Origin of the sequence: Campylobacter concisus (assembly GCF_003048605.1) — a bacterium.
GTDB lineage: Bacteria > Campylobacterota > Campylobacteria > Campylobacterales > Campylobacteraceae > Campylobacter_A > Campylobacter_A concisus_BM.
The window spans coordinates 1-23,793 of the sequence record NZ_PIRX01000002.1 but is presented as its reverse complement, the minus strand read 5'-3'; the positions used below and the strand labels follow the sequence as shown (position 1 = coordinate 23,793).

Genomic DNA, 23,793 nt, shown 5'->3' with positions numbered 1-23,793 from the left:
ACTAAAATCAGAGCCGAAATTACTCGTTCATGAAATTTTAAAATTTGATAGAACTTTTGAAAAAATAAATAAAATAACTTTTTGAATAAACCACGTTTAATATTAATAAAAATGAAATTTCAAATGTGATTTTTGCTTTCACACAAAGCATATATTTTTACCTTTTTAAAAGAGAAATTTCTTTAGAAAATGCCTAAATATCGTAATTGACTTTAGTATTACGCAGAATTTCTTTTTTATTAACTAAAAATTTCATTAAAATTTATATTTAAATAATAACATTTCATCGTCCTAAACGGACCCTCCTTTTTGTAGCGGTTAAGACTTTGCTTCCCCCTTTTCTGGCTTTTCCGCTTACACAAAGAGGAGTTGTCTCTCTTTTTTTAATCAAATTTTTTACCTTTGCAAACTCAAATTTCATAAATGTCACTTTCTTTTTAAAATTATATTTTGATAATGGTTTTAAAAATTATAAGAGCAAAAATCTTATAAAATTGCAAGCTGTTATCAAGACTAACTTTTAAAAGGTGGCAAAAGGGGTGAAATTTTTAAATTTAAAGCTTTTTTACAAGGTGCATACGTATTTGTCGCTTCTCTTTTTTATCCCGCTTGTTGTAGTTTGCTTTAGCGGTGCGATCCTAGTTTATAAAGACGAGCTAAACAGCCTTTTTCGTCCAAATATCGTAAATGTAAATTTAAACAAAGAAAATTTGAGCAAAAGGATCAGCTTTGATGAGCTAAGAGATATCGTCGCAAGCGAGCTTAGCGGCTACGAGATGGTTGGCATAAACATAGATGCAAACCCTAAAAAATGCGACAAAATCTGGCTAATCGAGCATAACGATAGCAAAAAAGAGTGGAAATTTATCTATTTTGACGCTTTTAACGGCAAGATAAAGAGCGAGCCACTGGCACATGACGAGGGGTTCTTCGGAGTTTTAGCGCATATCCATGAGGAGCTTTTGCTTGAAAAAAGTGGCAATGTTATCCTTTTTCTAACAGCTATTTTTACATTTTTTATCTGCATTAGCGGCTTTGTGATCTACCGCAAATTTTGGCTAACTCTGCTTAGACTGCGCGTAAATGGCCTAAACGTTTTCATGAACGACATCCACAAGATAATAGGAATTTTTTGCACGCCAGTTTTGCTGCTCATTTGCATAAGTGGCGCTTGGTGGGAATTTCAGATGGCACGCGCGCCAGAGTTTAAAGATGACTTCGTGATAGACGCAAAAATTTATAATAAGAGCTTATCTCTTGATGAGCTGGTTGCTAGATCGAAAAAGGAGATCAAAGGCTTTGAGCCACACTTTATCTCGCTGCCTTTCATGCAAGGGGCAAACATCCGCATCTTTGGCTACGTGATGTGGCAAAGTTTCTTGCATAACGAATACTCAAGCGTGATCACTTATGACAAAGATAGCGGCAAGCTAGTTAGCGTCCTAGACATAAAAAATGCAAATTTAAGCGAGAAAATCCTCTCAGCCTTTAGAAGATCGCACTTTGGAAACTACAACCAAACTACGAAATTTATCTGGTTTATAGTGGGTATCTCGCCGCTAGTTTTGAGTATCTCAGGGCTTTATCTGTGGTTTAGAAAATTTAAAAGGAGAAAAAAATGAAAAAAATTTTACTTAGCTTAGTTGCTTTAAATTTGGCATTGCCTCAAATTTATGCTAGTGAAAACGAGAAGGTTTTAGAAGCGGTCGATGTCGTGGAGAGCGAGCGAAGAGACGATGCAAACTACTTTGCAAAAGAGCTTGTAAAGAGCACGACAAGGCTAAATTTAACCTCTCGCCAAACGCCCCAGTCGCTAACTGTGCTAACAGAAGCAAGGCTAAAAGATCAAGGCATCAAGGACTATCAAGTGCTTCTTAGAAATATCCCAGGCGTCACGCTAAACAAATGGGACGAGCGCGTATATCCGACGGCTCGTGGCTTTAAGATAGATTACTACTTGCTTGATTCGATGCCTAGCTTTGGCGGCTTTAGCCTTGGCGCAAATGATATGAGCTTGCTGCCTTATGAAAGAGTCGAGGTGGTAAAAGGGGCAAATGGCCTACTTGCAGGCGCTGGCAACCCAGCTGCAAGCTTAAATTTCATAAGAAAAAGAGTAGACTCAAAAGAGCTTAAAGGAAATTTTGGACTAAGTGCTGGCTCATACGATAGATACGGCGTAAATGGCGATGTGCAAACGCCAGTAAATGAGAGCGGGAGCGTTAGAGCAAGGCTATCTTTTATGCATGAGAAGTCGCACTCTTATATGGATTATTACAACCGAAAAAATAGCGCGATTTACGGCGTAGTCGATAGTGACATAGGCGATAACTCATGGCTTAGCCTTGGTGCGTTTTATCAAGAGCTAAGACGCCGTGGCGTTAGGTGGGGTGGCATGCCAGCTTTTTACGCAGATGGCTCTAGGACAAATTTTAGTAAAAATGAAATTTTCTCTCAGCCTTGGACTAGGTGGGATATAAAAACACTTGATTTTTATGCTGATTTTAAGCACTACTTTGAAAATGAAGCGAGCTTAAATTTAAGCTACTCATTTTAGACGGGCAAACACTGACTCAAATCTACTCTACTACGGCGGAGCGGTAAATTTAGATGACACCGGCAACATAGGTGATCTTAGCGTTTATGCAAACAAAAGAGAGGAGAATATCCACAACGTCGATGCATACGCAAATATCCCTTACGAGATAGCAAATTTATCCCATGAGTTTGTCTTTGGCGCGATGTATAACAACTATAAAAAAGTAGCGATAAGGTAAGTAGCTACTGGCTGCAAAGGACTACGCCAGCTGGGCTTGCTTATACGGCTAGAAGCAGGATTGATTTTAAAAACTTGCACCTTGATGATCCGAAATTCCCTTATGAAGATCAAAACAACAAAGACAAAACGATACAAAAGGCATTTTACGCGGCAAATAAACTATCAATCACCGATGAGCTTAAATTTTTGCTAGGTGCTAGGGTGAGCTACTACAAATACGAGATCGAGGGTGGTAAAGGCAATAGAAATTTCACAAATGAGATCACACCATATCTTGGCATCACTTACGACATCGGAGCAAACCACACTCTATATGCGAGCTACACGAGCATATTTAAACCTCAAAGCGTAAAGGACGCAAATGACAAGTATCTTGATCCGATCCAAGGCAAAGACTATGAGGTGGGCATCAAAGGCGAGTATCTTGACGGGGCGCTTCAAGCAAGTCTTGGCGTCTTTAAGATCGTGCAAGACAAGCTTGGCATAGATACTGGCAAGATAAATCCAGCGACAAATGCCAAAATATATGAATCTGGCAAAGGTGTCACAAGCAAGGGCGTCGAGCTAGATCTAAACGGCGAGATCACTAAAAACTTAAGCCTAAGCTTTGGTGCAACGCACTTTAACGCAAAAGATGCTAATGGTGAAAAATACGCCACCGACTCATCAAGAAGCACGGCAAATTTATTTGCAAAGTATGAATTTAGGGACTTTAGAGTAGGGGCTGGAGCTATGTATAAGAGCAAAATTTACACTGGCAAAGGCGCAGGTGAGATCACACAAAAGGGCTACACCTTGGCAAATTTGATGTTTGGATATAAATTTGCCAAAAACTTTGACGTGCAGCTAAATATCGACAATCTCTTTAATAAAAAATACTACGAGGGCATCGGCAAAAACATGATGGTTTATGGCGATCCACGCACCTTTAATCTCAGCTTTAACTACAAGTTTTAGCTAAATTTACTCTAACGCGCCAGCTAAATTTCTAGTTGGCGCCCTTCATTTTTTGCTCAGGGGTGTATAATTTCAAGAAAACTAAGGAATTTGCATTGCTTAAAGTAGAAGTGATATATAAATTTTGTCTTGTTTGCGCTCTTGCTTGTGGTATCTGCCTGCTTGCATTTACTGGGCTAAATTTCGCCATGGGTGATTATAGTGAGTGGATGATGAGCGCGCATAAATTTGCAGGAGCTTTGATCGTTTGTGCCGTGATCTTGCACCTTTTTAACCGCAGAAGAAAACTAGTAAAGCTCGTAAATGAGATAATCGACGTCACCACGCACCGCAAAAATCCAACTATGTGCAACATGGACCGCATCATCGCCTCGCTTGAGCCTTACACGATCAGTGAAATTTCACGCATGCTTGGCTTTGACGAGACTGAGTTTTGCAAGAGTTTGCGCGAAAATGATGTTAAATTTAATAATGCCAGCCAGACCCTGCGCCAGATCGCACGGTTAAACGATGAGAAGATATTTTTCGTGCTTGTGCTCATCGTCGAGGCCAAATTTGGCAAGAGATTTTGCGGCGCGGTAAGCTGCAGCGTCGGGAGAAAATTTTAGTGCTCGCTATGTGGCTGCCACCTCTGCTCCTCAAGGTCGATGTGATATAAAAACGTCCTAATCACCTCTTCATCGATCTTTGGATCTTTATTTAGCTCACAAAGTGCCTTTCTTTGCTCCTCTAAAATTTCAAAATATCTCTGTCTAGTCTCGTCGCTGATCTCAAAATTTTCACTCTCAAGCTCGAAATTCCAAACCTCTTCAAGCTTTTGAAATAAGAAATTCTCATCGCCAACAAATTTCTCTTTTTTAAATTTAAGCGAAGCCTGCGCAAGCGCCTTTTTGATCTTGATCCTTGCAAGCTCATTTGGCATGTGGTCGTTAAAGTCTGGAAATTTCACACTTTTGATGAGCAGTGGCAAGCTTAAGCCCTGAACCACAAGCGTTAGCAAGATCACGACAAATGTTATAAACAAGATGAGGTCTCTGTGCGGAAATGGCTCGCTCCCAGCCATGGCAGGGATAGAAAGTGCCGCAGCCAGCGAGACTACGCCTCTCATGCCAGCCCAGCCAACGATAAAAGGTGTCGCTTTGCCTGGGTTGCGATCGTCCGCCACACTGATAAAGCGCTTCATAAACATCGTGATATAAACGGCGCCATAAGATGCCATGAGGCGGATAACGATGAGCACGGCAGTGACCAAAACGCCACTTGTATACCTGTGTACCCCTGTGTACCAATGTAATACTTTTTTAAAGTAAAAAATATATCAGGAATTAAGAAAAAAAATAATAAAGTAGATAATCTTTTAAATAGGAGACTACATGATTTGTCAAAAAGATCATAGGCACAACAACGAATTTGCTTCGTTGCCAAACGATCAGGGGGGAGACGGTCGCCATAAATGCGCGGGGTGCGCATATGAGGCTGGACTTGAAGCCGGAAGAAGACTACAGGCATTTTTAAATATTAATTTTGACAACCTAGATGAAAGCCAAGCAGGAACCGTAAGGCACAAAAGCCCTCATGCGGCTTTTGCTTTGGGCTATTTAAGGGGAGTTTTTGAATATTATGGGGAGGTCTGTACTTTTTAATTAAAAATTTTTATTTGCCCACCTAATAAACTCAACAAGTTTCATAACTTGGATGGTTTTGCCATTGTTTTGGGATTGATACCGCCTCCTATTGACGGCGGTATTTAGCCACTTGATGGCACCTTGCTTGTAGCCACCGCCATCGACCAAAATAATAATATGATTCTCCGGCATTGCCTCAATGCAATTTAAGTAAAGATACGGAAATTTTTCATCAACACTCCCTGCTGCTTGTTGCCATTTACACTCTATTCTTATTTCTAATCCCCGTGCCGCACTTTTTAATAAAAACTCAGTCTTCCCACTATGCCCATATATAGTATCATATGGGACGTTTTTTAAAAGTAGTTCGCCACCGTAGGCACCCGGATGTTTGGCCCACTTGCTATAACTTACCAGTGCAAAATCTTTAGCTGTCATGGTTGATATAACGGCTTGCTCCAAAACATTACCGGAACTATTGGCGGCGTTCCCTTGCGTTCTACCCGGCATGGTATACCGCCAAAACTTCTCCAGCCCTGCTTCTTTTTTCGCCGATACATGAAATATATCTTTGTACCTCAAACTCTTCTATTAGATTGGCGCCACTATAAAGATTTTGTGAAAACTCATTATTGTGGTTTGAGATAATGATCTTTACGCCTTTTTCTCTCAAGCCTTGCGCTATATTCATGAGATCTATTTGATCTTGTTTATTAAAGCCGTCCTGTACATAAGACGTAAAGTTTGACGTTTTAGATAGTGGGATGTATGGTGGGTCACAATACACAACATCGCCTTTTTTTGCACTCGCCATAGTTTTTCTAAAATCTTGGCATAAAAATTTAGCTTTTTTTAGCTTATCCCTAAAATCTAGCATTTCTTTCTCGGGGAAATACGGGGCTTTGTATTTTCCAAAAGGTACGTTAAAGCTGCCTTTGCTATTATATCTACAAAGGCCATTAAACCCATGTCTATTTAAATAAATAAAAAGAGCTGACTTTAATCTTTGGTCTTTTGTAAGGTTAAATATTTCTCTGAGTTCATAAAATTTTTCTTGTGTATTATTCTTTACATCAAAGAAAGATTTTGTGTATCCAATAAAGCTATCGTCCGCTATTACGGTTTTATAAAGTGTTATCAGGTCGTTATTTATATCGGAGATAATATAATTTTTTGCATCAACATTTAAAGATATTGCACAACTGCCCGCAAAAGGCTCTATAAACCTATTTTTGCAATCTATATACTTTTTTACAATATCTTTTATTTGGCTCTTGTTGCCTGCCCATTTTAAAAATGTTTTCATAATATCCTCCAAAATGCAATAAAATTATATCATAAAATACTTTTTGAGAAACTAACAGTTATTATGATTACGTAGTATAAAAGTGATTTAAAACGCTATTTTTTGTATAAAAGTTCAAGTTATAAAGCAAATATTAATAAAGTTAAACTTATAAAGTTTTTAAATGAGCCCTTTGTTTTTGTAGGGCATAGCTATATATTACTAACTAAAATAAAGTTAATATTTTAAGTAAAATTTTGTCAAATTTCTGGCGGGTAGAGAGAGATTCGAACTCTCGGTGAGTTGCCCCACACACGCGTTCCAGGCGTGCTCCTTAAACCGCTCGGACATCTACCCAAGAAGAAGGTGATTATATCTTCATTTGCTTAATGCTTGGCTTTTAGAGCTTTAGCCCCAAGATAACGACATTTTTATACTCGCCATCCATCAGACAAACGCCAGGCAGTTCGCCCCATTTTTCAAAGCCAAATTTCAAAAATAGCCCAAGGCTTGCTTCGTTTTTGCTAAAGATTAGTGCGATGACGTTTTTTAAATTTAGCCCTCTAGCTTCATTTAGGCTGTGGGCTAAAAGCTGCTTGCCGATGCCCCTTTTAAGGGCTTTTTTAGCGACATATATGCTTATCTCTACGCTTATATCGTAAGCAATTTTTGGGTTAAAGTCACTTAGCGAGCAGTAGCCTAAAATTTCATCATTTTCTTTGTAGATAAAAATAGGGCGCGAGCCGCCGTGGGCGTTAAACCAAGGCTCTCGCTCCTTTGTGCTAACTGGCCGCATATCAGCAGTCGCACTTCTTTCTAGTATGTAGTCATTATAAATTTGCGTGATCGCTTCAAGGTCGCTTAAATTTGCTCGCTCGATCAAGCCTAACCTTTTTTGGTTGCTTGATAGATCGGCTCAAGCTTTGCTGCGATCTCTTTTAGATCCTTGATCCTGCTCTCGTTTGATGGGTGAGTGCTTAAAATTTCAGGCACTTTGCCGACATTCATCTTGCTCATTTTAACCCAAACTTCGACCGCCTCTTTTGGATCGTATCCAGCTCTTGCCATTAGCTCAGTGCCGATGTGATCGGCCTCGGTCTCGTGTGAGCGAGAAAATGGCAGTGAGATGGTGTATTGGCTGGCTAAATTTAGAGCGCTTGCGCCAAGGTCGCCAAGTCCTGTGGCGGTTGCGACTGCGAAGATGCCGATGTTTTTGAGCTGGTCGGTGCTCGCTTGCTCCCTGCTGTGCTCTCTAAGCGCGTGGGCGATCTCGTGACCCATGACCGCTGCTAGCTGCGCATCTGTCAAATTTAGCTTTTTAATAATACCGCTATAAACGACGATCCTGCCCCCTGGCATGCACCAAGCATTTAGCGTATCTTCGTTTATGACATTTACTTGCCACTTCCATTTTAGGGCATCCTCTCTGAAAACGCCAGTTTGCGCGATCAGCCTTCTTGCGATATCTTGAACCCTTTTTGTGAGGATCGGATCGACATTTAGCTCGCCCTTGCTTCTAGCAGCTGTGAGCGTCTTGACATAAGCTTGAGCCGAGCTTTGCTCCATCGCTTCAGAAGATACTAGCATGAACTGCTTGCGATCTGCGCCCACGACGCCTGACTTTGTGACGCTCGTGCAGCCAGTGATAAGCATGCTAGCTGTTAATAACGTAAGTAAAATTTTTTTCATTTTCATCCTTTTTGGATTAAAATTTGGCGTATTATAGCTTGTGTTGGATATGCATTGTTAAACGAGGGGTGAAATTTAAATTTTGCGATTTTAAAAATAGAAAATTACTACTTTTGTAAATTTTAAAATTTACCAGAGTTTTAGACTGCATGCAGTGCAAAGCACTGAAGCATGCTACCTCTAACGTCGTCGGGGTTAGGGGATTGTTAAGGGGGAAGGGAGCGACTTCGTAATTCAAGCCTCTTCCCCCTTAACAAAGAAATAAAACTTTAAATTTATAAAAAATCTATTTTGCAAATTTTAAAACTTTCACTCACTTGCAAGAATTGACTACTAAAATTTGGCTTCGCTTGTAGCTTAGCTCAAATTTTAGAGCCGAAATTACTCGTTCATGAAATTTTAAAATTTGCTTGACATTCACTTGATTTGACTAAGTAAATTTACAAATTTTAAAATCTTACTCGCTCGCCTTAGCAGACTACTAAATTTAGGCTGCACTTCGTTTAGCACTAAATTTAGAGCCGTGATATGCTCGTTCATAAATTTTAAAATTTGCCCGAATTTGCATCGCATAAAATCAAAATTTAGACGCTATACCCTAAATTTAACCCCTACGCTTTATAGTCTATATTTCTCTCAAATTCTCTCAAACGCTTATTGACCGATCTTAGCTCCGTTATCGTCGTCCAGTTATCTATAAAGACGCTAAAACTCTCTCTGACCTGCGAGAAAGCGTTGCTAGCTTGGATCAAAACACCAAGTGTGATGACACCGCTAAATAGGCCATTTCCCATGATGATGTAAGGCACGATGACTAAAATTTGCGAAAACGAGATGAGCCAAAGATTAAAGTAGCCGTAGTGCAAAAATAGCTTGTAATAGTTTAGCTTGACCCCTGTAAAAAGCTCTAGCATGACGTTTGGCTGGCAAAATTTGAGCTTATCATCCTCGCCATAAACTAGCTCTTTTCTAAACGCCGCCTCTGCTTTTTGGTTGTTATACTCAAGATGTGGTAGCTTTATGCCTACAAACCACGATACGATGAGGCCTCCGATGCTAATTAGTAGAGCGATATAAACCAGCGAGCCCTCGATGTCTTTGATGTAAGGTAGGCTCACACTCTTGCTTAGCTCCCAAAGCACCGGTATAAAGGCGATGAGCGTCATAAACGCCTTTAAAACCTGCACGCCAAGGCTCTCCATGATCTTAGCAAAGCGGTAGATGTCCTCTTGGATACGCTGCGAGCTACCTTCGATGTCATTTTGGCAGTTTCGCCAAAATTTGAGGTATTTAAAAGTCATCGCCTCCCTCCAGCGAAAGACCCAGTGGCTCGCAAAGAACGATATCACCGTGTAGGTCACGACGTAAGGCATGGCGATCTTTATGAAATTTAATATCTCGCGCCAAAACTCATCTACTTTGTGATCTTTTGAGTTTTGCACGATGTCGTAGAAATTTTTATACCACTCGTTAATGCGGACGTTTAGATGCGTTTGATAGACAAGTAGTAAGATGATAAATATCGCTCCGCCGTAAGCCCAAAGCGCCCATTTTTTGTCTTTGAAAAATGATGAAAACATAAAGTGCCTTTTGTAAATTTTGGCAATTATAGCAGGCAAGGTTTAAGCATTTATATAAAATTTAAATCCAAACTATATCATTTTGCAAATTTTAACGTAAAGGAAAATGATGAAGAAATTTGCATTTTTAGCCCTTAGCCTTTGTGCGACCTTAGCGCTTGGGGCCGATATGAAGGTCTATAAAAGCCCAACTTGTGGTTGTTGTGGCAACTGGGCCAATGCTATGCAAAAAGCTGGCTTTAGCGAAGAGACCATAAAAGTAGATGATATGGTCAAGGTTAAAAAAGAATTTCACGTGCCATTAGAGCTTTCAAGCTGCCACACAGCTATCGTTGATGGCTACGTTATCGAGGGTCACGTGCCAGCTGATGAGGTCAAGCGCCTGCTTGAGCTTAAACCAAAAGATGTCGTTGGTATCGCAGTGCCTGGCATGCCTATGGAGAGTCAAGGTATGGAGCAAGGCGGTAAAGCCGAGCAATACGACGTCATACTCTTTAAAAAAGATGGCTCGCAAGAGGTCTTTGCTACTTACACCGGCTCTAAAAAGCTAAAATAACTTCAAATTTAGACTTAGCTCGTCTTTTGATGGGCTAAGTTAAAAAGAAATTCCCTTGCTAATGGCGATGATGCAGAGCAAAAAGGCTATTGGCACATAGATAAATTTACCTACAAAATACCAAAATGAGCCGTAAGTTTTATTTGCTCCTGAATTTACCTCGTCTAAAATTTCTTCTTTTTTAATGATCCAAAACCAAGATATTGCGCCGATGACTGCGCCGATTGGGATGATGTAGATAGAGACAAAGTCCATCCAAGGTCCCCAGCTGCTAATAGGCTCCATAAATGCTCCAACCCCAAAGCAAACTACGCAAAGCAGAGCAAGCACCCAAAATCTGCTAAGGCGCGGGAATTTATGCATAAGCGACTCAGCCACGACCTCAAACATATTTTGAAGCGAGGTGATGCCACCAAAGATGACCGCGGTAAATAGTATGATCGCAAAAATTTGACCGCCGATCATATTTTGTAAAATTTTAGGAAGCGTTACGAAAAGTAGCTTTGGCCCGCCAGCTGGGTCCATAGCGTAGGCAAAGACCGCTGGGATCATGACAAGTGCTGCCACAAGCGCTGCAAGCGTGTCAAAAAATGCCGTAGTTTTCGCACTTGCAACGACGTCTTCGTTTTTTGAAAGATATGCTCCATAAACTATCATGCCTGATCCCGTGATAGAGAGCGAGAAAAAGGCTTGACCCATCGCAGTGACCCATACCATCGGATCTTCAAGCTTGCTAAAGTCAGGGATAAATAGAAATTTATACCCCTCAAATGCGTTTGGCAGCATCGCAACATTTATAGCCAAAATGGCAAATAAGACGAAAAATAGTGGCATCATGATTTTATTAGTCTTTTCGATGCTTTTTGCTCCAAAAAATAGCGTAAGAAGCGTGCCAACGATGACTATGAAGTGATAGGGCAAGACTGAGTACTCAGCAAGAGCAAAGGAGTCAAACCAGACATTTGTATCAACGCTCATAAACGAGCCAGTAAGTGCCTGCGTGAGAGCTTTTAGCACGTAAGCGATGATGACTGCGTAGCCTATGGCTATGCAAAGTGAGCCAGCAAGTGGAAGCCAGCCGATGATACTGCCTATGACGCCTAAATTTCTACTCTCCCATGCGTATTTGTAAGAGCCAAGTGTGCCAGTCTTTGCGCGCCTGCCGATCGCATACTCAGCGCTTAGGCCAACGTATGAAAAAAGAGCTACAAAAAAAACGTAGATGAGCAAAAACGCTCCGCCACCATTTGTACCAAGTTTGTAAGGAAAGCCCCAGACATTTGCCATGCCAACGGCGGATCCAACGCAAGCTAAGATAAACGCCCAGCGTGATGAAAAATTCTTTTTACTCATTGTAAAATCCATAAATTTAGTGATGAAAATAATGTTACCAAAATATGATTTAAGAACTTTTTATAAATCTTAAATTTAAGAAACGTTGTTACTTTTGGGCACGGCTAATTTGACCGCTAAATATAAATTCGCTATAATCAGCCAAAATTTTTAACTCTTAAGGATCATAATTGTACCCCAGTAGCGATAACTCGCTTTTAATGGTAATACTTGCCATTATATTCATTTTACTAAACGCATTTTTTGTTTTGTCGGAATTTTCCCTTGTCAAGGTTCGAAAGTCTAGACTTGAAGAGCTTATCAAAGAGAAAAAGCCAAACGCCCAGCTTGCTTTTGAGATGTCAAACAAGCTTGATACCTATCTTAGCGCCACTCAGCTTGGCATCACGCTAAGCTCACTTGCTCTTGGTTGGATCGGTGAGCCAGCAGTCGCAAGGCTCATAGAAGCCCCACTTAAAAATGTTTTTAATCTTAGCGATATCTTAGTTCATACAGTCGGCTTTGCGATCGCATTTACGCTTATCACGCTACTTCACGTCGTTATGGGCGAGCTTGTGCCAAAGTCAGTCGCCATAGCCAAATCAGAATCAGCAGTGCTTAAAATCGCTCGTCCGCTTCACTTTTTCTGGATACTTTTTTCGCCTATCATAAAGCTTTTTGATATCCTAGCTACATTTGGACTTAAAATTTTAGGCATCCAGCCAGCAAAAGAGAATGAGCTAGCACACTCTGAAGAGGAGATCAAGATCATCGTTGGCGAGAGCTTAAAGGGCGGCGTGCTTGATAGTTTTGAGACTGAGCTTATCAAAAATGCAGTTGATTTTAGTGACACGGTAGCAAAAGAGGTTATGACGCCAAGACGCGACATGATCTGTATAAATAAACAAAAGAGCTTTGAAGAGAATTTACAAGTCGTTTTTGAGTCAAAATATACTCGCTACCCTTATATAGACGGCTCAAAAGATATCATTTTGGGCATGATACACATTAGAGATATCTTGCAGCTGCATTTTAGCGAGGATAAAGAGAAGAGTTTTGACGCGATCGTGCGTAAATTTGTCATCGTGCCTGAGAGCCTTTCTATATCAAAGGTGCTTGTGATGATGAACAAGGAGCAAATTTCAGCTGCGCTTGTCGTCGATGAGTATGGCGGCACGGCTGGACTTCTTACGATGGAGGATATCATGGAGGAGGTGCTTGGCGACTTTAACGACGAGCACGACGAGGTCGATCAGCACTATAAAAAGATAAATGAAAACATCTATGAATTCCAAGGCAGATACGATCTAGAGAGCGTTGAGGAGCTTCTTGGTATAAGTTTTGATGAAGAGACCGATCAAGTCACGATCGGCGGATATGTCTTTAATCTTATCGGTCGTTTGCCAGTAGTTGGTGACAAGATCGAGGATGAAAACTGCTACTACGAGGTGAGAAAGATGGATGGAGCTAGCATCTCACGCGTAAAAGTTAGAAAAAAGATAAAAGAAGAAGAGGAGCCTGCTCAGGCTTAGTTTATAAATTTAATGGCTTTTTGAGCCATTAAATTTAACCTCGCAAAATCATAAAAAATAGGGCAAATTTAAGTGGCATTGTGCTTTTTAAAGACTCTAAGCCATCAAATTTATCTCACAAAACCACAAAATTTAAAGTAGCACTACCCTTTTTAAATAGCTCTCTAAAACGTTACCGCCGCTTTTTTGTAAATTTGGTTATAAATTTTAAAATGGCTTGCTAGTTTTAAATTTATCATCCACTTGCAAAAGTAGCCGAGTAATCTTGTTTGTGATATTTAAATTTACTAAAGTTAATTAACCTTGACTGGGAGATGCGATGTCACGAAATTTCGTCATAAATTTCTCTATCGCGCTCATCTAGGCTGCAGCGAAAGAGCTAAATTCTTTTGTTAAATTTTAAAACGCCTCTTAATGGCTCTTTTATAGCCAAATTTGCTTATCTATTTTTATGTGTAAATTTATCTTGATAAAAGCGTGCAGATCTTTGCCATGCTTTAATGCTAGCTCGTAGTACGGCATGTCTGGATCCTCGCCTATCATCTCATAGAGCTTTTTACGAAGCTCTGGCAAAAGGCGAAGATCGCTATAGTCTATCCTCTCTTTATACGCTGGCAAGCCTTGTAAAAGCAGGGCATTTGAGTAGTTTATGCCGCCAGTTTTGTTGCCAGTAATGTTAAATTCATTCTCATATTGCGCGCGAGTTAAGCCAGTTGGTATGCTAAGCTCTCCCCGTTGTAGGCAAATTTTATCATTGCTACTTACGATATACTCTGGAAATTCTAGCTCTTGGTAGTTGATATCTTCGTGATCATAATAGACCCACTTTATGCCGTCTTCATTTTTGCGGTTGAAACTGCTTTTGTAGATGAAGCTACCTGGGATTATAAATTCACGGCTTTTTAGCACTGGCGTATCTGCTATATCTTTATAAATAGCAACCAAGTAGCAGTCACTAAAAAAATCAAGCGGCCAAAGAAGGCCCTCATTCGCTCGCTTTACAAGGCGGTTTTTAATATCAACTAAGATTTTGCCAAAGAAATATCTCTTGTAGTAATCATTATAGACGTAAAATATGTCGCCCTCTTTGAGCTTTGTCTTATCTGGCATTTTATAAATTTAGCTCTTCCAGATGTTTTTATTTAGCTCCAGATCACGCACGATCTCCACAAAGTCGCTAACTCCTGCGATGTAGTTTTGCACGCTCTCGTTGCTGTTTATCGGCTTTTTAAGATCAGGCTCAAAGCTATCCTTTCTAAGATCGATCGCGATGAAAATTTCATTTTTTAAAAAGACTGCCGAGAGCGGAGCGTTAAATTTAGTTCTTAGGTTGTTAAAATTTTCCATTAGTCTTGGTGACAAAGCGTATCTAGCAGCGATCTGATCGGTCGTGTAGGTCTTAAAAAGCTCATTAAATTTAGGATTATCCATCGTCGCTTGCTCGCCATCGCTTCTTAGATCAGAAGTTCGCTTTTTATCGCAGACATAAATCGTGGCGTTTAGCTCTTTTTTAAACTCAGCCTTTAGCAAGATGCCTTGAAATTTCACCGTTGTGGTGGTGCGTTTCTCGCCTTGCGTCTCTTTTGCTGCATAAAAATCACAAAGCTTAAACTGCGTGTTATCGATCTGTCCGTAGATCATATCCTCCGCGTAGTGTCTATTTACGTCAGCGTCATAAATTTTTAAAAAATCATTCAAACTTAGTCCGCCATTTGCGCTGAAATTTAGACCATAGTTTTTTACAATGACGCCAACTACTTTTTGTTTAAATTTTGCTACAAGCTCGTTTTTTAGCCCATTTATAGTCTTGCCAAGATAAAAAACTCCGCCTATTAGCAAAAAGAAAAATAAATTTCCAAGGTGCAGTGATGCCAAAAAACCACTTATAACTATGATGCCAAGAAAGCCATAAACGATCATTTTAAAGGCTTTTTGCCCCATAGCAAGACGCTCTTTTTCAAGCTCGTCAAGGTCGCTTAGATCGATGCCCTTTAGTTCGTCTGCTTGCATTTTTTATGCCTTATTTTTTAAAAAGATCACCGACGTTTGGAGCAACTGCTTCATTTTCAGGGATATCAAAAAACACATCTTTGTGAAAGCCAAACATTGAAGCTACGATGTTTGAAGGAAACATCTGTGTGGCGTTGTTGTAAATTTCAACAGCTGAGTTGTAAGCACGGCGCGCAGCTGAAATTTGCTCTTCAATCTCATTTAGCGTGCTTTGGATGTGAAGTAAATTTTGATTTGCTTTTAGATCAGGATAGTTTTCTACGCTCACTCTAAGGCCATTTAGCAAGCCTGAAATTTTGTTATTTAGCTCAAATTTCTCCTCATTTGTTGATGCACTTCTAGCACTCTCTCTGAGGGCAGTGATGTTTTCTAGCAAGCCCTTTTCATGCACCATGTACTCTTTTGCAGTGGCTACTAAATTTGGTATGAGGTCATATCTTCTTTTTAGCTGCGCGTCGATGCCAGCCTCCACGCTTTTTACCTGGTTTTGCTTTGCAACAAGTGAGTTGTAAAGGCTGATGAAAAAGACAAAAATGACTGCGACAACAAGTATCACGATGACTAACGAATTCATAACTTTTCCTTTGAAATTTAAGTTTGTTGTAGTTTATCCAAAGTTGCTTAAGAGTATTTAAACACCGAGGTTGGGTGATTAAATTTAATATTATAATTTAATCTTAAATTTTACATATAATTTATATAATTAAAAATTGTTTTTTACGAGGAGGATAAATGAGAACGGTAAACGTAAAAGATATAAAAGAGACTGTTGCAAAGCTTTGCAAACAAGCCTGTTACGTTGTTACACCAGATCTAAAGGCTGCTTTTACAAAGGCTCAAACCACCGAGAGCTCATCTCTAGGTAAAGATATCTTGGGCAAAATTTTGCAAAATGCCAAGCTAGCAGAAGAGGGCGTTGCGCCTATTTGCCAAGATACGGGCATGACGGTTGTCTTTGTCGAGATCGGTCAGGATGTGCATATCGAGGGCGGATATATCGAAGATGCGATCAACGAAGGCGTTGCAAAGGGCTACACTGAGGGCTATCTTAGAAAATCAGTCGTTGCTGAGCCACTTTTTGAGAGAAAAAACACCACAAACAACACTCCAGCAGTCATCCACACTAGGATCGTCCCAGGCGATAAGCTAAAGATAAAAGTCGCTCCAAAAGGCTTTGGCAGTGAGAACAAATCAATACTAAAAATGCTTGTGCCAGCTGATGGCATAGAGGGCGTTAAAAAGGTATTTTTAGAGGCTGTAAAATACGCTGGACCAAACGCTTGCCCTCCAATGACAATAGGCGTTGGTATAGGCGGCACTATGGATAAAGCTGCACTTCTAGCCAAGCAAGCTGCAGTTCGTCCAGTAGATAGCAAAAATGCCGATGCTAGATATGCAAAACTAGAAGATGAACTTCTTGAGCTTGCTAGCAAAACAGGCGTCGGTCCTCAAGGGCTTGGTGGCGATACAACTGCCATAAAAGTAAATGTCGAGTGGTATCCAACTCACATCGCAGGCCTACCAGTAGCCATAAATATCAACTGCCACGCTGCACGCCACGCAGACGCCGAGCTTTAAGGAGATAACATGTCAGAAGTAAAAAGAATAACAGCACCATTTGATAAAGAGGTGGTAAAGAGCCTAAAAGCAGGCGACAATGTCCTAATCTCAGGCACTATCATCGCAGCTCGTGACGCCGCTCACAAGGCACTAACAGAGGCTTTAGCACGTGGCGAGAAGTTGCCAGTTGAGCTAAAGGGCGAGACTATCTACTACGTCGGACCAACACCAGCTAAACCAAACCAAGCTATCGGCGCAGCAGGTCCAACAACAAGCGGCAGAATGGACAAATACACACCAACTATGATAAATGAAGTTGGCATAAATGGCATGATCGGCAAGGGATATCGCAACGACGCCGTAGTCGAGGCTATGAAAAAATCATGCTGTGTTTATATGGTCGCTATCGGCGGTATCGGAGCGGTCATTAGCCAAAGCATCAAAAAATATGAAGTACTAGCCTATCCAGAGCTAGGACCAGAGGCAGTCGCAAGGCTCACAGTAGAGGACTTCCCAGCGATAGTCGCTATCGACTGCGAGGGCAATAACTTCTACGAAGTCGGCCAAGCACCTTACAAAAAAATCTAAATTTGATCCGCTAGCAGCCTAAGCTAGCGGAATTTCTCCCAAAATGAAAACTTTTTGCAACGATCAAGCAAAGCCACTACTTAGATTTTTTACCAAAACCAAAAGTGAAATTAGAAATTTAAAGCTAAAGCAAATTTTAAACGAGGGCTTTATCTTAAAACCCCAAGGGATATTTTTAAAAGCTGCCATAAGAAAAAGGCAGAAATTTGAGCAAAACAAGACGCAAAATGAGTGGTCGCTAAATGAGATTGTAGTTTTTGAAAGCGAGTATGAAAGCCCTGAGGAGTATTTTAGCGACGTGGGGTCGTTTGCAGTGAAGTTAGCTGATAAATTTAGAGCAAGTGGCATTAGCGAGGAGATAGTGCTTGCTGTTTCGTTTCAGGCACTGCAGTTTGTCACGCTGGGTAGCGAGGAGTTTAAATTTATATATGAAGACTACGACGAGAGCACAAATGCCGCTCACATTAAAATTTACACCAAAAGAGAAAACGACGAAATTTTGCTATATAAAGATGGGTGTGGTGGCTACAAAACCGAGGCGCTAATCGTTTACGAGGTGGCTAGTAGTAGCCAAGACACATAGTCTCAGTCAGTTTTATGCGCTTTTCAAAGGGCGCTGGCGAGAAAAATTTGCACTTTTCTATATAAATTCTATACGAGTAGTTAAGCTCGAAATCATCATAAAATTTCTTTAAATTTAAAAATTTGATACCGCAAATTTCATGAAATTCAAAAAGATCATAAATTTTAGAGCCATTTTTGGCGACAAGGTGCGAAGGGGCAAGCGAGGTAAATGAACAAAAAACGCCAGTTGGCACAAGACCATTTAAGGGCGTGCACTCTTCTAGCGCGTTTTTAAATTTCTCTGGGACGCTCTTTTTTCTAATAAAAACGATGCGCGAGTTTTCAAATTTAGCGCTGATAGCATTTTTCCAAAAAAGATAGGCGTTTGATGAGATGCTAGCGTTTTTGGCGAGCTGCGCACCAAGCACGTAGCCATCTAAAAATTCGTTTGGTGCAAGGGTTATTTGCATCTTTGTCCTTTTGAAATTTTGTTCATTATAGCCTTTGGTGCCTAAAAATTTAGAAATTTATAGTAGGATTTTGCCAAATTTCAAAGGATAAAATATGAAAAAACAAATTTCAACTAAAAATGCACCGCAAGCGATCGGACCATATTCTCAGGCGATTAGTGCGAATGGATTTTTATTTATCTCAGGTCAGCTTGGCGTCACACCAGCGGGCGAGTTTGCAGGTAGTAGCGTAGAGGCACAAGCCGAGCAGTCACTTACAAATTTACAAAACATTTTGGCTGAGGCTGGACTTAGTTTTGATAATGTCGTAAAGACTACGATCTTTTTAGCAGATATGGCAGATTTTGCCAAGGTAAATGTCACATACGCTAAATTTTTCAAAGAGCCATATCCAGCCAGAAGCACGGTGGCTGTGAAGACTTTGCCAAAAGATGCACTTGTAGAAATTGAGGTTATCGCAGCACAATAATGTCACAACTGTACCAAGTACAATATACAAAGAAGATTAAAATGTCTTAAAATTACGTAAAATTTATTTTACGATAAGGATAGACATACAAACTCAAGTAGGAGTAATCAAACAAATCTCAGGCTTAGTGGTAGCTGTAGATCAAAATGGCGTTAGCCGCGTTTTAAAAGTTGGCGACGCTTTATATCTTGGGGAGGTTGTAAAGACCTCTTCAGCTTCTTCTAAAGCCGTAGTTTCAATGGATAATGGCAAAGATGTCACCATCTTGGGTGATGAGTCGTTAAAGCTTGACGAAAATGTAGCCGCAGGATAAAAACCAAATACTGTAGCAGATGTTAGTGACTTGCAAAAAGCGTTGTTAAACGGCGAAGATCTAACAAAAATAGAGGAGACTGCCGCTGGTGGTGGAGATGGCGTTAGCCTTGGTGCAGCGTCGTTTGATGAGGGTGGTCACTACTCAAATATCAATGAAAATTTCCGCTCTATAGGTGATCTAAACAGTGCAAGAGGTGCTGAGAGGATAGGCGGCGTAAGCGGCGCAGCTGGTAATGCTGGTGGTGACGAAGCAACAATTAATCCAGATCTTACTAGAATTCCGAACAAACCATCTAAGATAGAATTCCCAGAAGATAGCAACCATGATGGTAAAATATCTGATGATGAAAACACCAATAATGACAATGACCATGGTAAGACAACTGTAGATGTTACAGTTCCAACAGATGGCAGTGTAAAACCAGGTGATAAATTAATCATTAAAGATGAGAATGGAAATAAAGTAGGTGAGAAAGAGATCACTAAAGAAGATCTTGATAATGGTGGCAAGGTAAGCATCCCTGATGTTCCAGTTAAACCTGGCAACAACCCAGTAGTTGCTGAGATAATTAATCCAAATAATCCATCTAATCCAAGCGAGCCAGCTATTGGTAATATAGATGAAGATCACGAGGTAAGCATTGACCTAACACCAAAACATGACGGAACGGTTGAAGTAGTATCTCACGACAATGACGCGACAAAGGTTGAAATTTCATACACAGATAATGGCGGCAACACGCAAACAATCACCGTAGTCAAAAACCCAAGTGCTGGCTGGGTCGTAGATAGCACTCCTGGCAAGACGACAGCTCCAACAGGTGCTTTCAAGCTTGATCCACATAGTGGCAAGGTCACTATCAGCGACGATGCGACAAAAGACAACACTCCAGTGACTGCAAAGGCTACTGATGGCGCTGGCAACACAGCCACAGGCGAGACTACTGCTCCAGATAAATTTACTATCAAATTTAATGATGACGCAGATGGCAACGGCACTATCACAAGAGGTGAGAACTATGCTGAGGATGGCGCAAAAGCTACTGCAACTATCAGCATACCAAACCTTGCAAAGGATGGCAGCAAGATCCATGTCGTAGGCACTGGTATAAATGACTACTACACAGTTCATAAAGATGCTAGTGGCAACGTTACAAGCGTTATAGATACAAAAGGCAACAATGTATTTGACGGCGATAATGGCATAAAGGTTAGCTATGACTATAACCACTATCAAACAGTTCGTGGAAATGCAGCTAGTATCACAGCTGAGCTAGAAGGCACAACCCTTAAAGCTACTTCAAGTGTTAAATTTGAAAATGTCAAAATGGCTGACGTTGAATTTGTAGAGCTTGATAAGAATGGTAATGTTTTAAGCGATATGAAAACTGGCAACATAGATACTACTAGGAGGTATGATAGAGCCACGGCTGCACTTGATGGTGACATAAACCATACCACAGCTCGCATATCATTGCCTGATAATATCCAAGATGGCGACGTTATAACCGTAAAATATGGTTTTGGACCTAGTGCTGCATCTTTAGCTGCAACAGGTGGCACAGATACGACTGCTTATAAATATTTCTTAGTTCATAAAGCAGCTGATGGCTCTATGACAGTTGATCAGATCACTTCAGCTGATGATAAGACACCTATAAAAGCTGGTCTTACATCTACAAATGGTGCTGGCGAGAAATTTGGTATAGATATCCACGATATGCCAACAGCCAACTATGATCACACGCATTCACGTGGCATAGAAGTAAAAATAACAGGCGAAGATGATTCGAGTGTGGGTATGAATTCTAGGTATATAAGTAGAGAAAGCATGCAAGCCCCAACTGTTATGTTTGTAGAAGGTAGCAAAGAATTTGATCCAGCCGTAGTAGGCAATGGAGGACCTGGATCTATTGGTATGAAAATGGAATATGCTGGACTAGATGGTGATATACACCACACAACAGCACGTATCAAGCTACCAAGTATCTTCTCAGATGGCGATAAACTAACAGTTGCTATAACTGACTATAACAAAATTTATGCAGATACTGGTGTAGTAAAATATCCAGATGATAATCCAGCTCCAACAGCTGTTAAGACATTTATTATCCACAAAGCGGCTGATGGCTCTGTGACATTTGACGAGGTTGATGCAAGCGGTAATGTCATACGTGCAGGTATCCCATCAGTAAATAACAGTGCTATAGATGTATCTGAAATAACTCTATATAGTAGAGATGAAGCTGGTTTTGTTCACGCAACTCGTGTTGATGCGACCATCACAGATCATCTTAACCTAAATGGCAATGATAGCGCAAGCGACATTGCAAATTATGTCTTCCGTGAGACTGTAAATGTTAAAGATGTTACTATCACAACCATACATGATGATTTTGGTAGCATAACAGGCGACATATCAAAAGGTGGAAAAACAGATGATAAAACTCCAGAGTTGATAGGCAAAGCAGATAAATTTGCTACGATCGAAATTTTTGATGGTACACACTCTTTGGGTACAACTACAGCTGACAAAGATGGTAACTGGAGCTTTACACCTAGCACTCCACTAAATGATGGCGAGCATAAATTTACAGCCAAGGCAACTATTGGTGGCTCTAGCAAGACAAGTGGCGAGTATGCGATAGATATAGATACTCATGTAAGTATCAAGTTAGAAAGTGTTGATCTTGTTGCAGATAGTAGTAGCTTGCCAGGTGCAGGAACTATGCCATTGCCAGTAAGAAATTTAACAGGTGGGAAAATGCCTCTTAGTGACCACAATGATATTCTTAATGTTAGTGGTAATGTTACAGGTGGCGCTGAAGTACTAGCTGGTAAAGGAAATGATAAGATAAGTATAGGAGGATACTTAGGAGGTATTCTGGGCAATAAAGGTACCATTAATCTAGGTGAAGGTGATGCCAAACTAACTAAAACCGTTCGTATCTCAGTTAGCTCAGACGAACACAATAGAGAATTTATCATCAAAGATGCAAATGACCATGAGATAGGTAGAGCCGCCACTGATGCTAATGGAAAATTTGATGGGAAGGTAAATTTAACAAGGACTATTAGCTCTAATGAAAAAATAAGTGTAGAGATAACTGATGCTGTTGGCAACACAGCTTCGGATAGCAAAATGACTAGCCATATAGTTAATAGCGACGGAACTCGCTACTATAACAACGAACTAGGAATAGGCACAGATGTTGATACTGGAACCATTATAGGCGGTAGCGGCAATGACAAGGTAGTAGTCGGAACCTCAGGTCATAGTAGTCGTTATATTACTGATGGATCTGTGGTTGACTTGGGTGATGGAGATAATTATCTAAGCGTTTATTCAAATATATCTAGTTCTAAAGTTCAAATGGGTAGTGGTGATGATATAGTTAAAACCGGCTTTGACGAGGCGAATAATAAATTTACCAAGGGAGATGGTTATATAACTGGTAAGTCAACAGTAGATCTAGGCGATGGCAATAATAAGCTTGATGTTGGAACTAATATCGATAACTCTAAAGTCACAACTGGAAGCGGTGATGACAATGTAGAAGTAAGAGGTTATATATGGAATGCTAGCGGTAAGATCGCAGGAACAACTGAAGAAGAGTACGGTGTATATCTAGGTGACGGCAATAATAAACTAAAAGTTGGCACAAACATAGATAACTCGAAAGTCGTAACTGGAAGTGGCGATGATGTTATAGAAGCTGGAGGCTATGTCGTAAATTCTAAGATAAATTTAGGTGATGGTAATGATACTATAACAGTTGGATGGATCAAAGGCAATAACAACGACATCAACGGTGGTACTGGCTATGACAAACTAGCTATCACTAATCCAGGAACATCTATAAATTTAGATAGTATTGCAAGCCAAGCACACAACTTTGAAGAACTTAATATCTCTAACAAGAGCCAAAATACTACTTTAAGTGTTAAACTAAGTGATGTCATAAGCTTAACAGATGGTGACAATACACTAAAAATAACAGCTGATGCTGGAGACAAAGTAGAATTTAAAGATGCTGGCTGGCAAAAAGGTGCATCAACTGACGGCTATACCGCATATACAAATGATACTAGCGGAACAACTGTTACTGTCGAGATCAAGGACGAAGTAACACAGCCTATGTAATCATAGATGTAAATTTGCTATCAAAGTGGTGGCGTTAAATCAAACGGAGAGCAAGGAAGCTCTCCAATTTTATGTATCAGAAATAAAATTTAAATTTGTAAAATATTTTGCAATTATTTCAACTATCTTTAAGCATCCCTCATATATAATTCCAGCTCACGAAACGAGAAACCACCTTTAACTTCAACGTTAATAAAGCCTTTTTCTTATCGTTGTTCTTTTAACTTACAATTGTTAAACTATTAGTCAATCTTTGAAATCTAAACAAGTGATCGATTGAGCCAGTCTATTATGATTAAATAATAGATTAGACAAACTAATATAAAAATTAAAAGTTTTTT

General features: G+C 40.1%; 23 protein-coding genes, 1 tRNA gene and 1 pseudogene. 12 read left to right on the top strand and 13 right to left on the bottom strand.

Annotation, left to right across the window (positions count from 1 at the left end; genetic code table 11):
- Positions 1-539 precede the first annotated feature (539 nt).
- The 3 genes and pseudogenes from CVS86_RS01285 (at position 540) to CVS86_RS01275 (ending at position 4,341) form a co-directional block, all read left to right on the top strand.
- On the top strand, positions 540-1,622 hold the full coding sequence (locus CVS86_RS01285; RefSeq protein ID WP_107790730.1) for a PepSY-associated TM helix domain-containing protein: 1,083 nt from the start codon (positions 540-542) through the stop codon (positions 1,620-1,622).
- Positions 1,619-3,733: pseudogene (locus CVS86_RS01280) on the top strand (TonB-dependent siderophore receptor). The gene CVS86_RS01285 and the pseudogene CVS86_RS01280 overlap by 4 nt, the downstream one beginning before the upstream one ends.
- Before the next feature lie 95 nt (positions 3,734-3,828).
- Positions 3,829-4,341, top strand: coding sequence for a chemotaxis protein (locus tag CVS86_RS01275; RefSeq protein ID WP_107790729.1), 513 nt, complete (start codon positions 3,829-3,831; stop codon positions 4,339-4,341).
- Here CVS86_RS01275 and CVS86_RS01270 read toward each other — a convergent pair.
- Positions 4,338-4,985 carry a cation:proton antiporter gene (locus tag CVS86_RS01270; RefSeq protein ID WP_234399207.1) on the bottom strand — a complete coding sequence of 216 codons (648 nt, stop codon included), beginning with the start codon at positions 4,983-4,985 and terminating at the stop codon, positions 4,338-4,340. The genes CVS86_RS01275 and CVS86_RS01270 overlap by 4 nt on opposite strands.
- Positions 4,986-5,106: 121 nt before the next feature.
- Here CVS86_RS01270 and CVS86_RS01265 point away from each other — a divergent pair, with 121 nt between their 5' ends.
- Positions 5,107-5,376, top strand: a complete 270-nt coding sequence (locus tag CVS86_RS01265; RefSeq protein WP_103639628.1) for a hypothetical protein — start codon at positions 5,107-5,109, stop codon at positions 5,374-5,376.
- Here CVS86_RS01265 and CVS86_RS01260 read toward each other — a convergent pair whose 3' ends face one another.
- The 7 genes from CVS86_RS01260 to CVS86_RS01235 all read right to left on the bottom strand — a co-directional run bounded on the left by CVS86_RS01260 (position 5,377) and on the right by CVS86_RS01235 (position 9,912).
- Positions 5,377-5,868, bottom strand: coding sequence for a PD-(D/E)XK nuclease superfamily protein (locus CVS86_RS01260; RefSeq protein ID WP_103639627.1), 492 nt, complete (start codon positions 5,866-5,868; stop codon positions 5,377-5,379).
- Entirely contained in the window at positions 5,858-6,664 is an 807-nt protein-coding gene (locus CVS86_RS01255; RefSeq protein ID WP_107790728.1) for a DNA adenine methylase, read from the bottom strand. Before CVS86_RS01255 ends, CVS86_RS01260 begins: the two co-directional genes overlap by 11 nt.
- 248 nt (positions 6,665-6,912) lie before the next feature.
- A tRNA-Ser gene (locus CVS86_RS01250) sits at positions 6,913-7,000 on the bottom strand.
- A gap of 43 nt (positions 7,001-7,043) precedes the next feature.
- Positions 7,044-7,526, bottom strand: coding sequence for a GNAT family N-acetyltransferase (locus tag CVS86_RS01245; protein ID WP_107790727.1), 483 nt, complete (start codon positions 7,524-7,526; stop codon positions 7,044-7,046).
- A gap of 2 nt (positions 7,527-7,528) precedes the next feature.
- The gene (locus CVS86_RS01240) at positions 7,529-8,332 is read right to left on the bottom strand and encodes a M48 family metallopeptidase (RefSeq protein WP_107790726.1); all 804 of its coding nucleotides are present in this window, start codon (positions 8,330-8,332) and stop codon (positions 7,529-7,531) included.
- Between the two features lie 417 nt (positions 8,333-8,749).
- Entirely contained in the window at positions 8,750-8,872 is a 123-nt protein-coding gene (locus CVS86_RS10110) for a hypothetical protein (protein WP_258030984.1), read from the bottom strand.
- A 71-nt stretch (positions 8,873-8,943) separates the two neighbouring features.
- Positions 8,944-9,912: a putative transporter gene (locus tag CVS86_RS01235; protein WP_021087270.1), complete on the bottom strand. Its 969-nt coding sequence runs from the start codon at positions 9,910-9,912 to the stop codon at positions 8,944-8,946.
- Positions 9,913-10,021: 109 nt separating this feature from the next.
- On the opposite strand from CVS86_RS01235, the gene CVS86_RS01230 reads away from it, so the two are divergent.
- A complete protein-coding gene (locus CVS86_RS01230; protein WP_107790725.1) occupies positions 10,022-10,468 on the top strand; it encodes a DUF411 domain-containing protein in 447 nt (148 codons plus the stop codon).
- A 39-nt stretch (positions 10,469-10,507) separates the two neighbouring features.
- On the opposite strand, the gene CVS86_RS01225 is transcribed toward CVS86_RS01230, so the two are convergent.
- On the bottom strand, positions 10,508-11,821 hold the full coding sequence (locus CVS86_RS01225; protein WP_107790724.1) for a sodium-dependent transporter: 1,314 nt from the start codon (positions 11,819-11,821) through the stop codon (positions 10,508-10,510).
- Between the two features lie 170 nt (positions 11,822-11,991).
- On the opposite strand from CVS86_RS01225, the gene CVS86_RS01220 reads away from it, so the two are divergent.
- Entirely contained in the window at positions 11,992-13,332 is a 1,341-nt protein-coding gene (locus CVS86_RS01220) for a hemolysin family protein (RefSeq protein ID WP_012140520.1), read from the top strand.
- Between the two features lie 423 nt (positions 13,333-13,755).
- Here the strand turns inward: CVS86_RS01220 and CVS86_RS01215 are convergent, their stop codons facing one another.
- Genes CVS86_RS01215 through CVS86_RS01205 form a run of 3 tightly spaced genes read right to left on the bottom strand, consistent with a single transcriptional unit; the run spans position 13,756 to position 15,916 of the window.
- Complete coding sequence (locus CVS86_RS01215; protein WP_107790723.1) at positions 13,756-14,442, bottom strand: sugar transporter; 687 nt, start codon at positions 14,440-14,442, stop codon at positions 13,756-13,758.
- Positions 14,443-14,451: 9 nt separating this feature from the next.
- Complete coding sequence (locus tag CVS86_RS01210) at positions 14,452-15,342, bottom strand: DUF3137 domain-containing protein (protein ID WP_107790722.1); 891 nt, start codon at positions 15,340-15,342, stop codon at positions 14,452-14,454.
- A gap of 10 nt (positions 15,343-15,352) precedes the next feature.
- Positions 15,353-15,916 carry a LemA family protein gene (locus tag CVS86_RS01205; RefSeq protein WP_103596690.1) on the bottom strand — a complete coding sequence of 188 codons (564 nt, stop codon included), beginning with the start codon at positions 15,914-15,916 and terminating at the stop codon, positions 15,353-15,355.
- A gap of 158 nt (positions 15,917-16,074) precedes the next feature.
- Here CVS86_RS01205 and CVS86_RS01200 point away from each other — a divergent pair, with 158 nt between their 5' ends.
- The 3 genes from CVS86_RS01200 to CVS86_RS01190 are packed head-to-tail and all read left to right on the top strand — an operon-like array spanning position 16,075 to position 18,073.
- Positions 16,075-16,920 carry a fumarate hydratase gene (locus tag CVS86_RS01200; protein ID WP_009295312.1) on the top strand — a complete coding sequence of 282 codons (846 nt, stop codon included), beginning with the start codon at positions 16,075-16,077 and terminating at the stop codon, positions 16,918-16,920.
- Between the two features lie 9 nt (positions 16,921-16,929).
- Entirely contained in the window at positions 16,930-17,490 is a 561-nt protein-coding gene (locus CVS86_RS01195; RefSeq protein ID WP_021092611.1) for a Fe-S-containing hydro-lyase, read from the top strand.
- Between the two features lie 43 nt (positions 17,491-17,533).
- Positions 17,534-18,073 carry an L-cystine-binding protein TcyA gene (locus CVS86_RS01190; protein WP_107790721.1) on the top strand — a complete coding sequence of 180 codons (540 nt, stop codon included), beginning with the start codon at positions 17,534-17,536 and terminating at the stop codon, positions 18,071-18,073.
- On the opposite strand, the gene CVS86_RS01185 is transcribed toward CVS86_RS01190, so the two are convergent.
- Complete coding sequence (locus tag CVS86_RS01185; RefSeq protein ID WP_021090170.1) at positions 18,051-18,524, bottom strand: hypothetical protein; 474 nt, start codon at positions 18,522-18,524, stop codon at positions 18,051-18,053. The two genes, CVS86_RS01190 and CVS86_RS01185, sit on opposite strands and share 23 nt — an antisense overlap.
- A gap of 94 nt (positions 18,525-18,618) precedes the next feature.
- Here CVS86_RS01185 and CVS86_RS01180 point away from each other — a divergent pair, with 94 nt between their 5' ends.
- From CVS86_RS01180 to CVS86_RS01170, 3 genes are all read left to right on the top strand, one after another.
- Positions 18,619-18,993 carry a RidA family protein gene (locus tag CVS86_RS01180; protein ID WP_021090165.1) on the top strand — a complete coding sequence of 125 codons (375 nt, stop codon included), beginning with the start codon at positions 18,619-18,621 and terminating at the stop codon, positions 18,991-18,993.
- Positions 18,994-19,120: 127 nt separating this feature from the next.
- Positions 19,121-19,306: a hypothetical protein gene (locus CVS86_RS01175; protein WP_021090166.1), complete on the top strand. Its 186-nt coding sequence runs from the start codon at positions 19,121-19,123 to the stop codon at positions 19,304-19,306.
- A 30-nt stretch (positions 19,307-19,336) separates the two neighbouring features.
- Positions 19,337-23,452 (top strand): Ig-like domain-containing protein, encoded by a 4,116-nt coding sequence (locus CVS86_RS01170; protein WP_107790720.1) that lies wholly within the window; start codon positions 19,337-19,339, stop codon positions 23,450-23,452.
- Positions 23,453-23,793: the final 341 nt, after the last annotated feature.

What these genes read in the sequence shown, in the direction of transcription:
- CVS86_RS01265 (WP_103639628.1), top strand. Translation starts at nt 5,107, where the DNA reads ATGATTTGTCAAAAAGATCATAGGCACAACAACGAATTTGCTTCGTTG.
- CVS86_RS01260 (WP_103639627.1), bottom strand. Translation starts at nt 5,868, where the DNA reads ATGCCGGGTAGAACGCAAGGGAACGCCGCCAATAGTTCCGGTAATGTT.
- CVS86_RS01255 (WP_107790728.1), bottom strand. Translation starts at nt 6,664, where the DNA reads ATGAAAACATTTTTAAAATGGGCAGGCAACAAGAGCCAAATAAAAGAT.
- CVS86_RS01240 (WP_107790726.1), bottom strand. Translation starts at nt 8,332, where the DNA reads ATGAAAAAAATTTTACTTACGTTATTAACAGCTAGCATGCTTATCACT.
- CVS86_RS10110 (WP_258030984.1), bottom strand. Translation starts at nt 8,872, where the DNA reads ATGAACGAGCATATCACGGCTCTAAATTTAGTGCTAAACGAAGTGCAG.
- CVS86_RS01235 (WP_021087270.1), bottom strand. Translation starts at nt 9,912, where the DNA reads ATGTTTTCATCATTTTTCAAAGACAAAAAATGGGCGCTTTGGGCTTAC.
- CVS86_RS01230 (WP_107790725.1), top strand. Translation starts at nt 10,022, where the DNA reads ATGAAGAAATTTGCATTTTTAGCCCTTAGCCTTTGTGCGACCTTAGCG.
- CVS86_RS01225 (WP_107790724.1), bottom strand. Translation starts at nt 11,821, where the DNA reads ATGAGTAAAAAGAATTTTTCATCACGCTGGGCGTTTATCTTAGCTTGC.
- CVS86_RS01215 (WP_107790723.1), bottom strand. Translation starts at nt 14,442, where the DNA reads ATGCCAGATAAGACAAAGCTCAAAGAGGGCGACATATTTTACGTCTAT.
- CVS86_RS01210 (WP_107790722.1), bottom strand. Translation starts at nt 15,342, where the DNA reads ATGCAAGCAGACGAACTAAAGGGCATCGATCTAAGCGACCTTGACGAG.
- CVS86_RS01205 (WP_103596690.1), bottom strand. Translation starts at nt 15,916, where the DNA reads ATGAATTCGTTAGTCATCGTGATACTTGTTGTCGCAGTCATTTTTGTC.
- CVS86_RS01200 (WP_009295312.1), top strand. Translation starts at nt 16,075, where the DNA reads ATGAGAACGGTAAACGTAAAAGATATAAAAGAGACTGTTGCAAAGCTT.
- CVS86_RS01195 (WP_021092611.1), top strand. Translation starts at nt 16,930, where the DNA reads ATGTCAGAAGTAAAAAGAATAACAGCACCATTTGATAAAGAGGTGGTA.
- CVS86_RS01190 (WP_107790721.1), top strand. Translation starts at nt 17,534, where the DNA reads ATGAAAACTTTTTGCAACGATCAAGCAAAGCCACTACTTAGATTTTTT.
- CVS86_RS01185 (WP_021090170.1), bottom strand. Translation starts at nt 18,524, where the DNA reads ATGCAAATAACCCTTGCACCAAACGAATTTTTAGATGGCTACGTGCTT.
- CVS86_RS01180 (WP_021090165.1), top strand. Translation starts at nt 18,619, where the DNA reads ATGAAAAAACAAATTTCAACTAAAAATGCACCGCAAGCGATCGGACCA.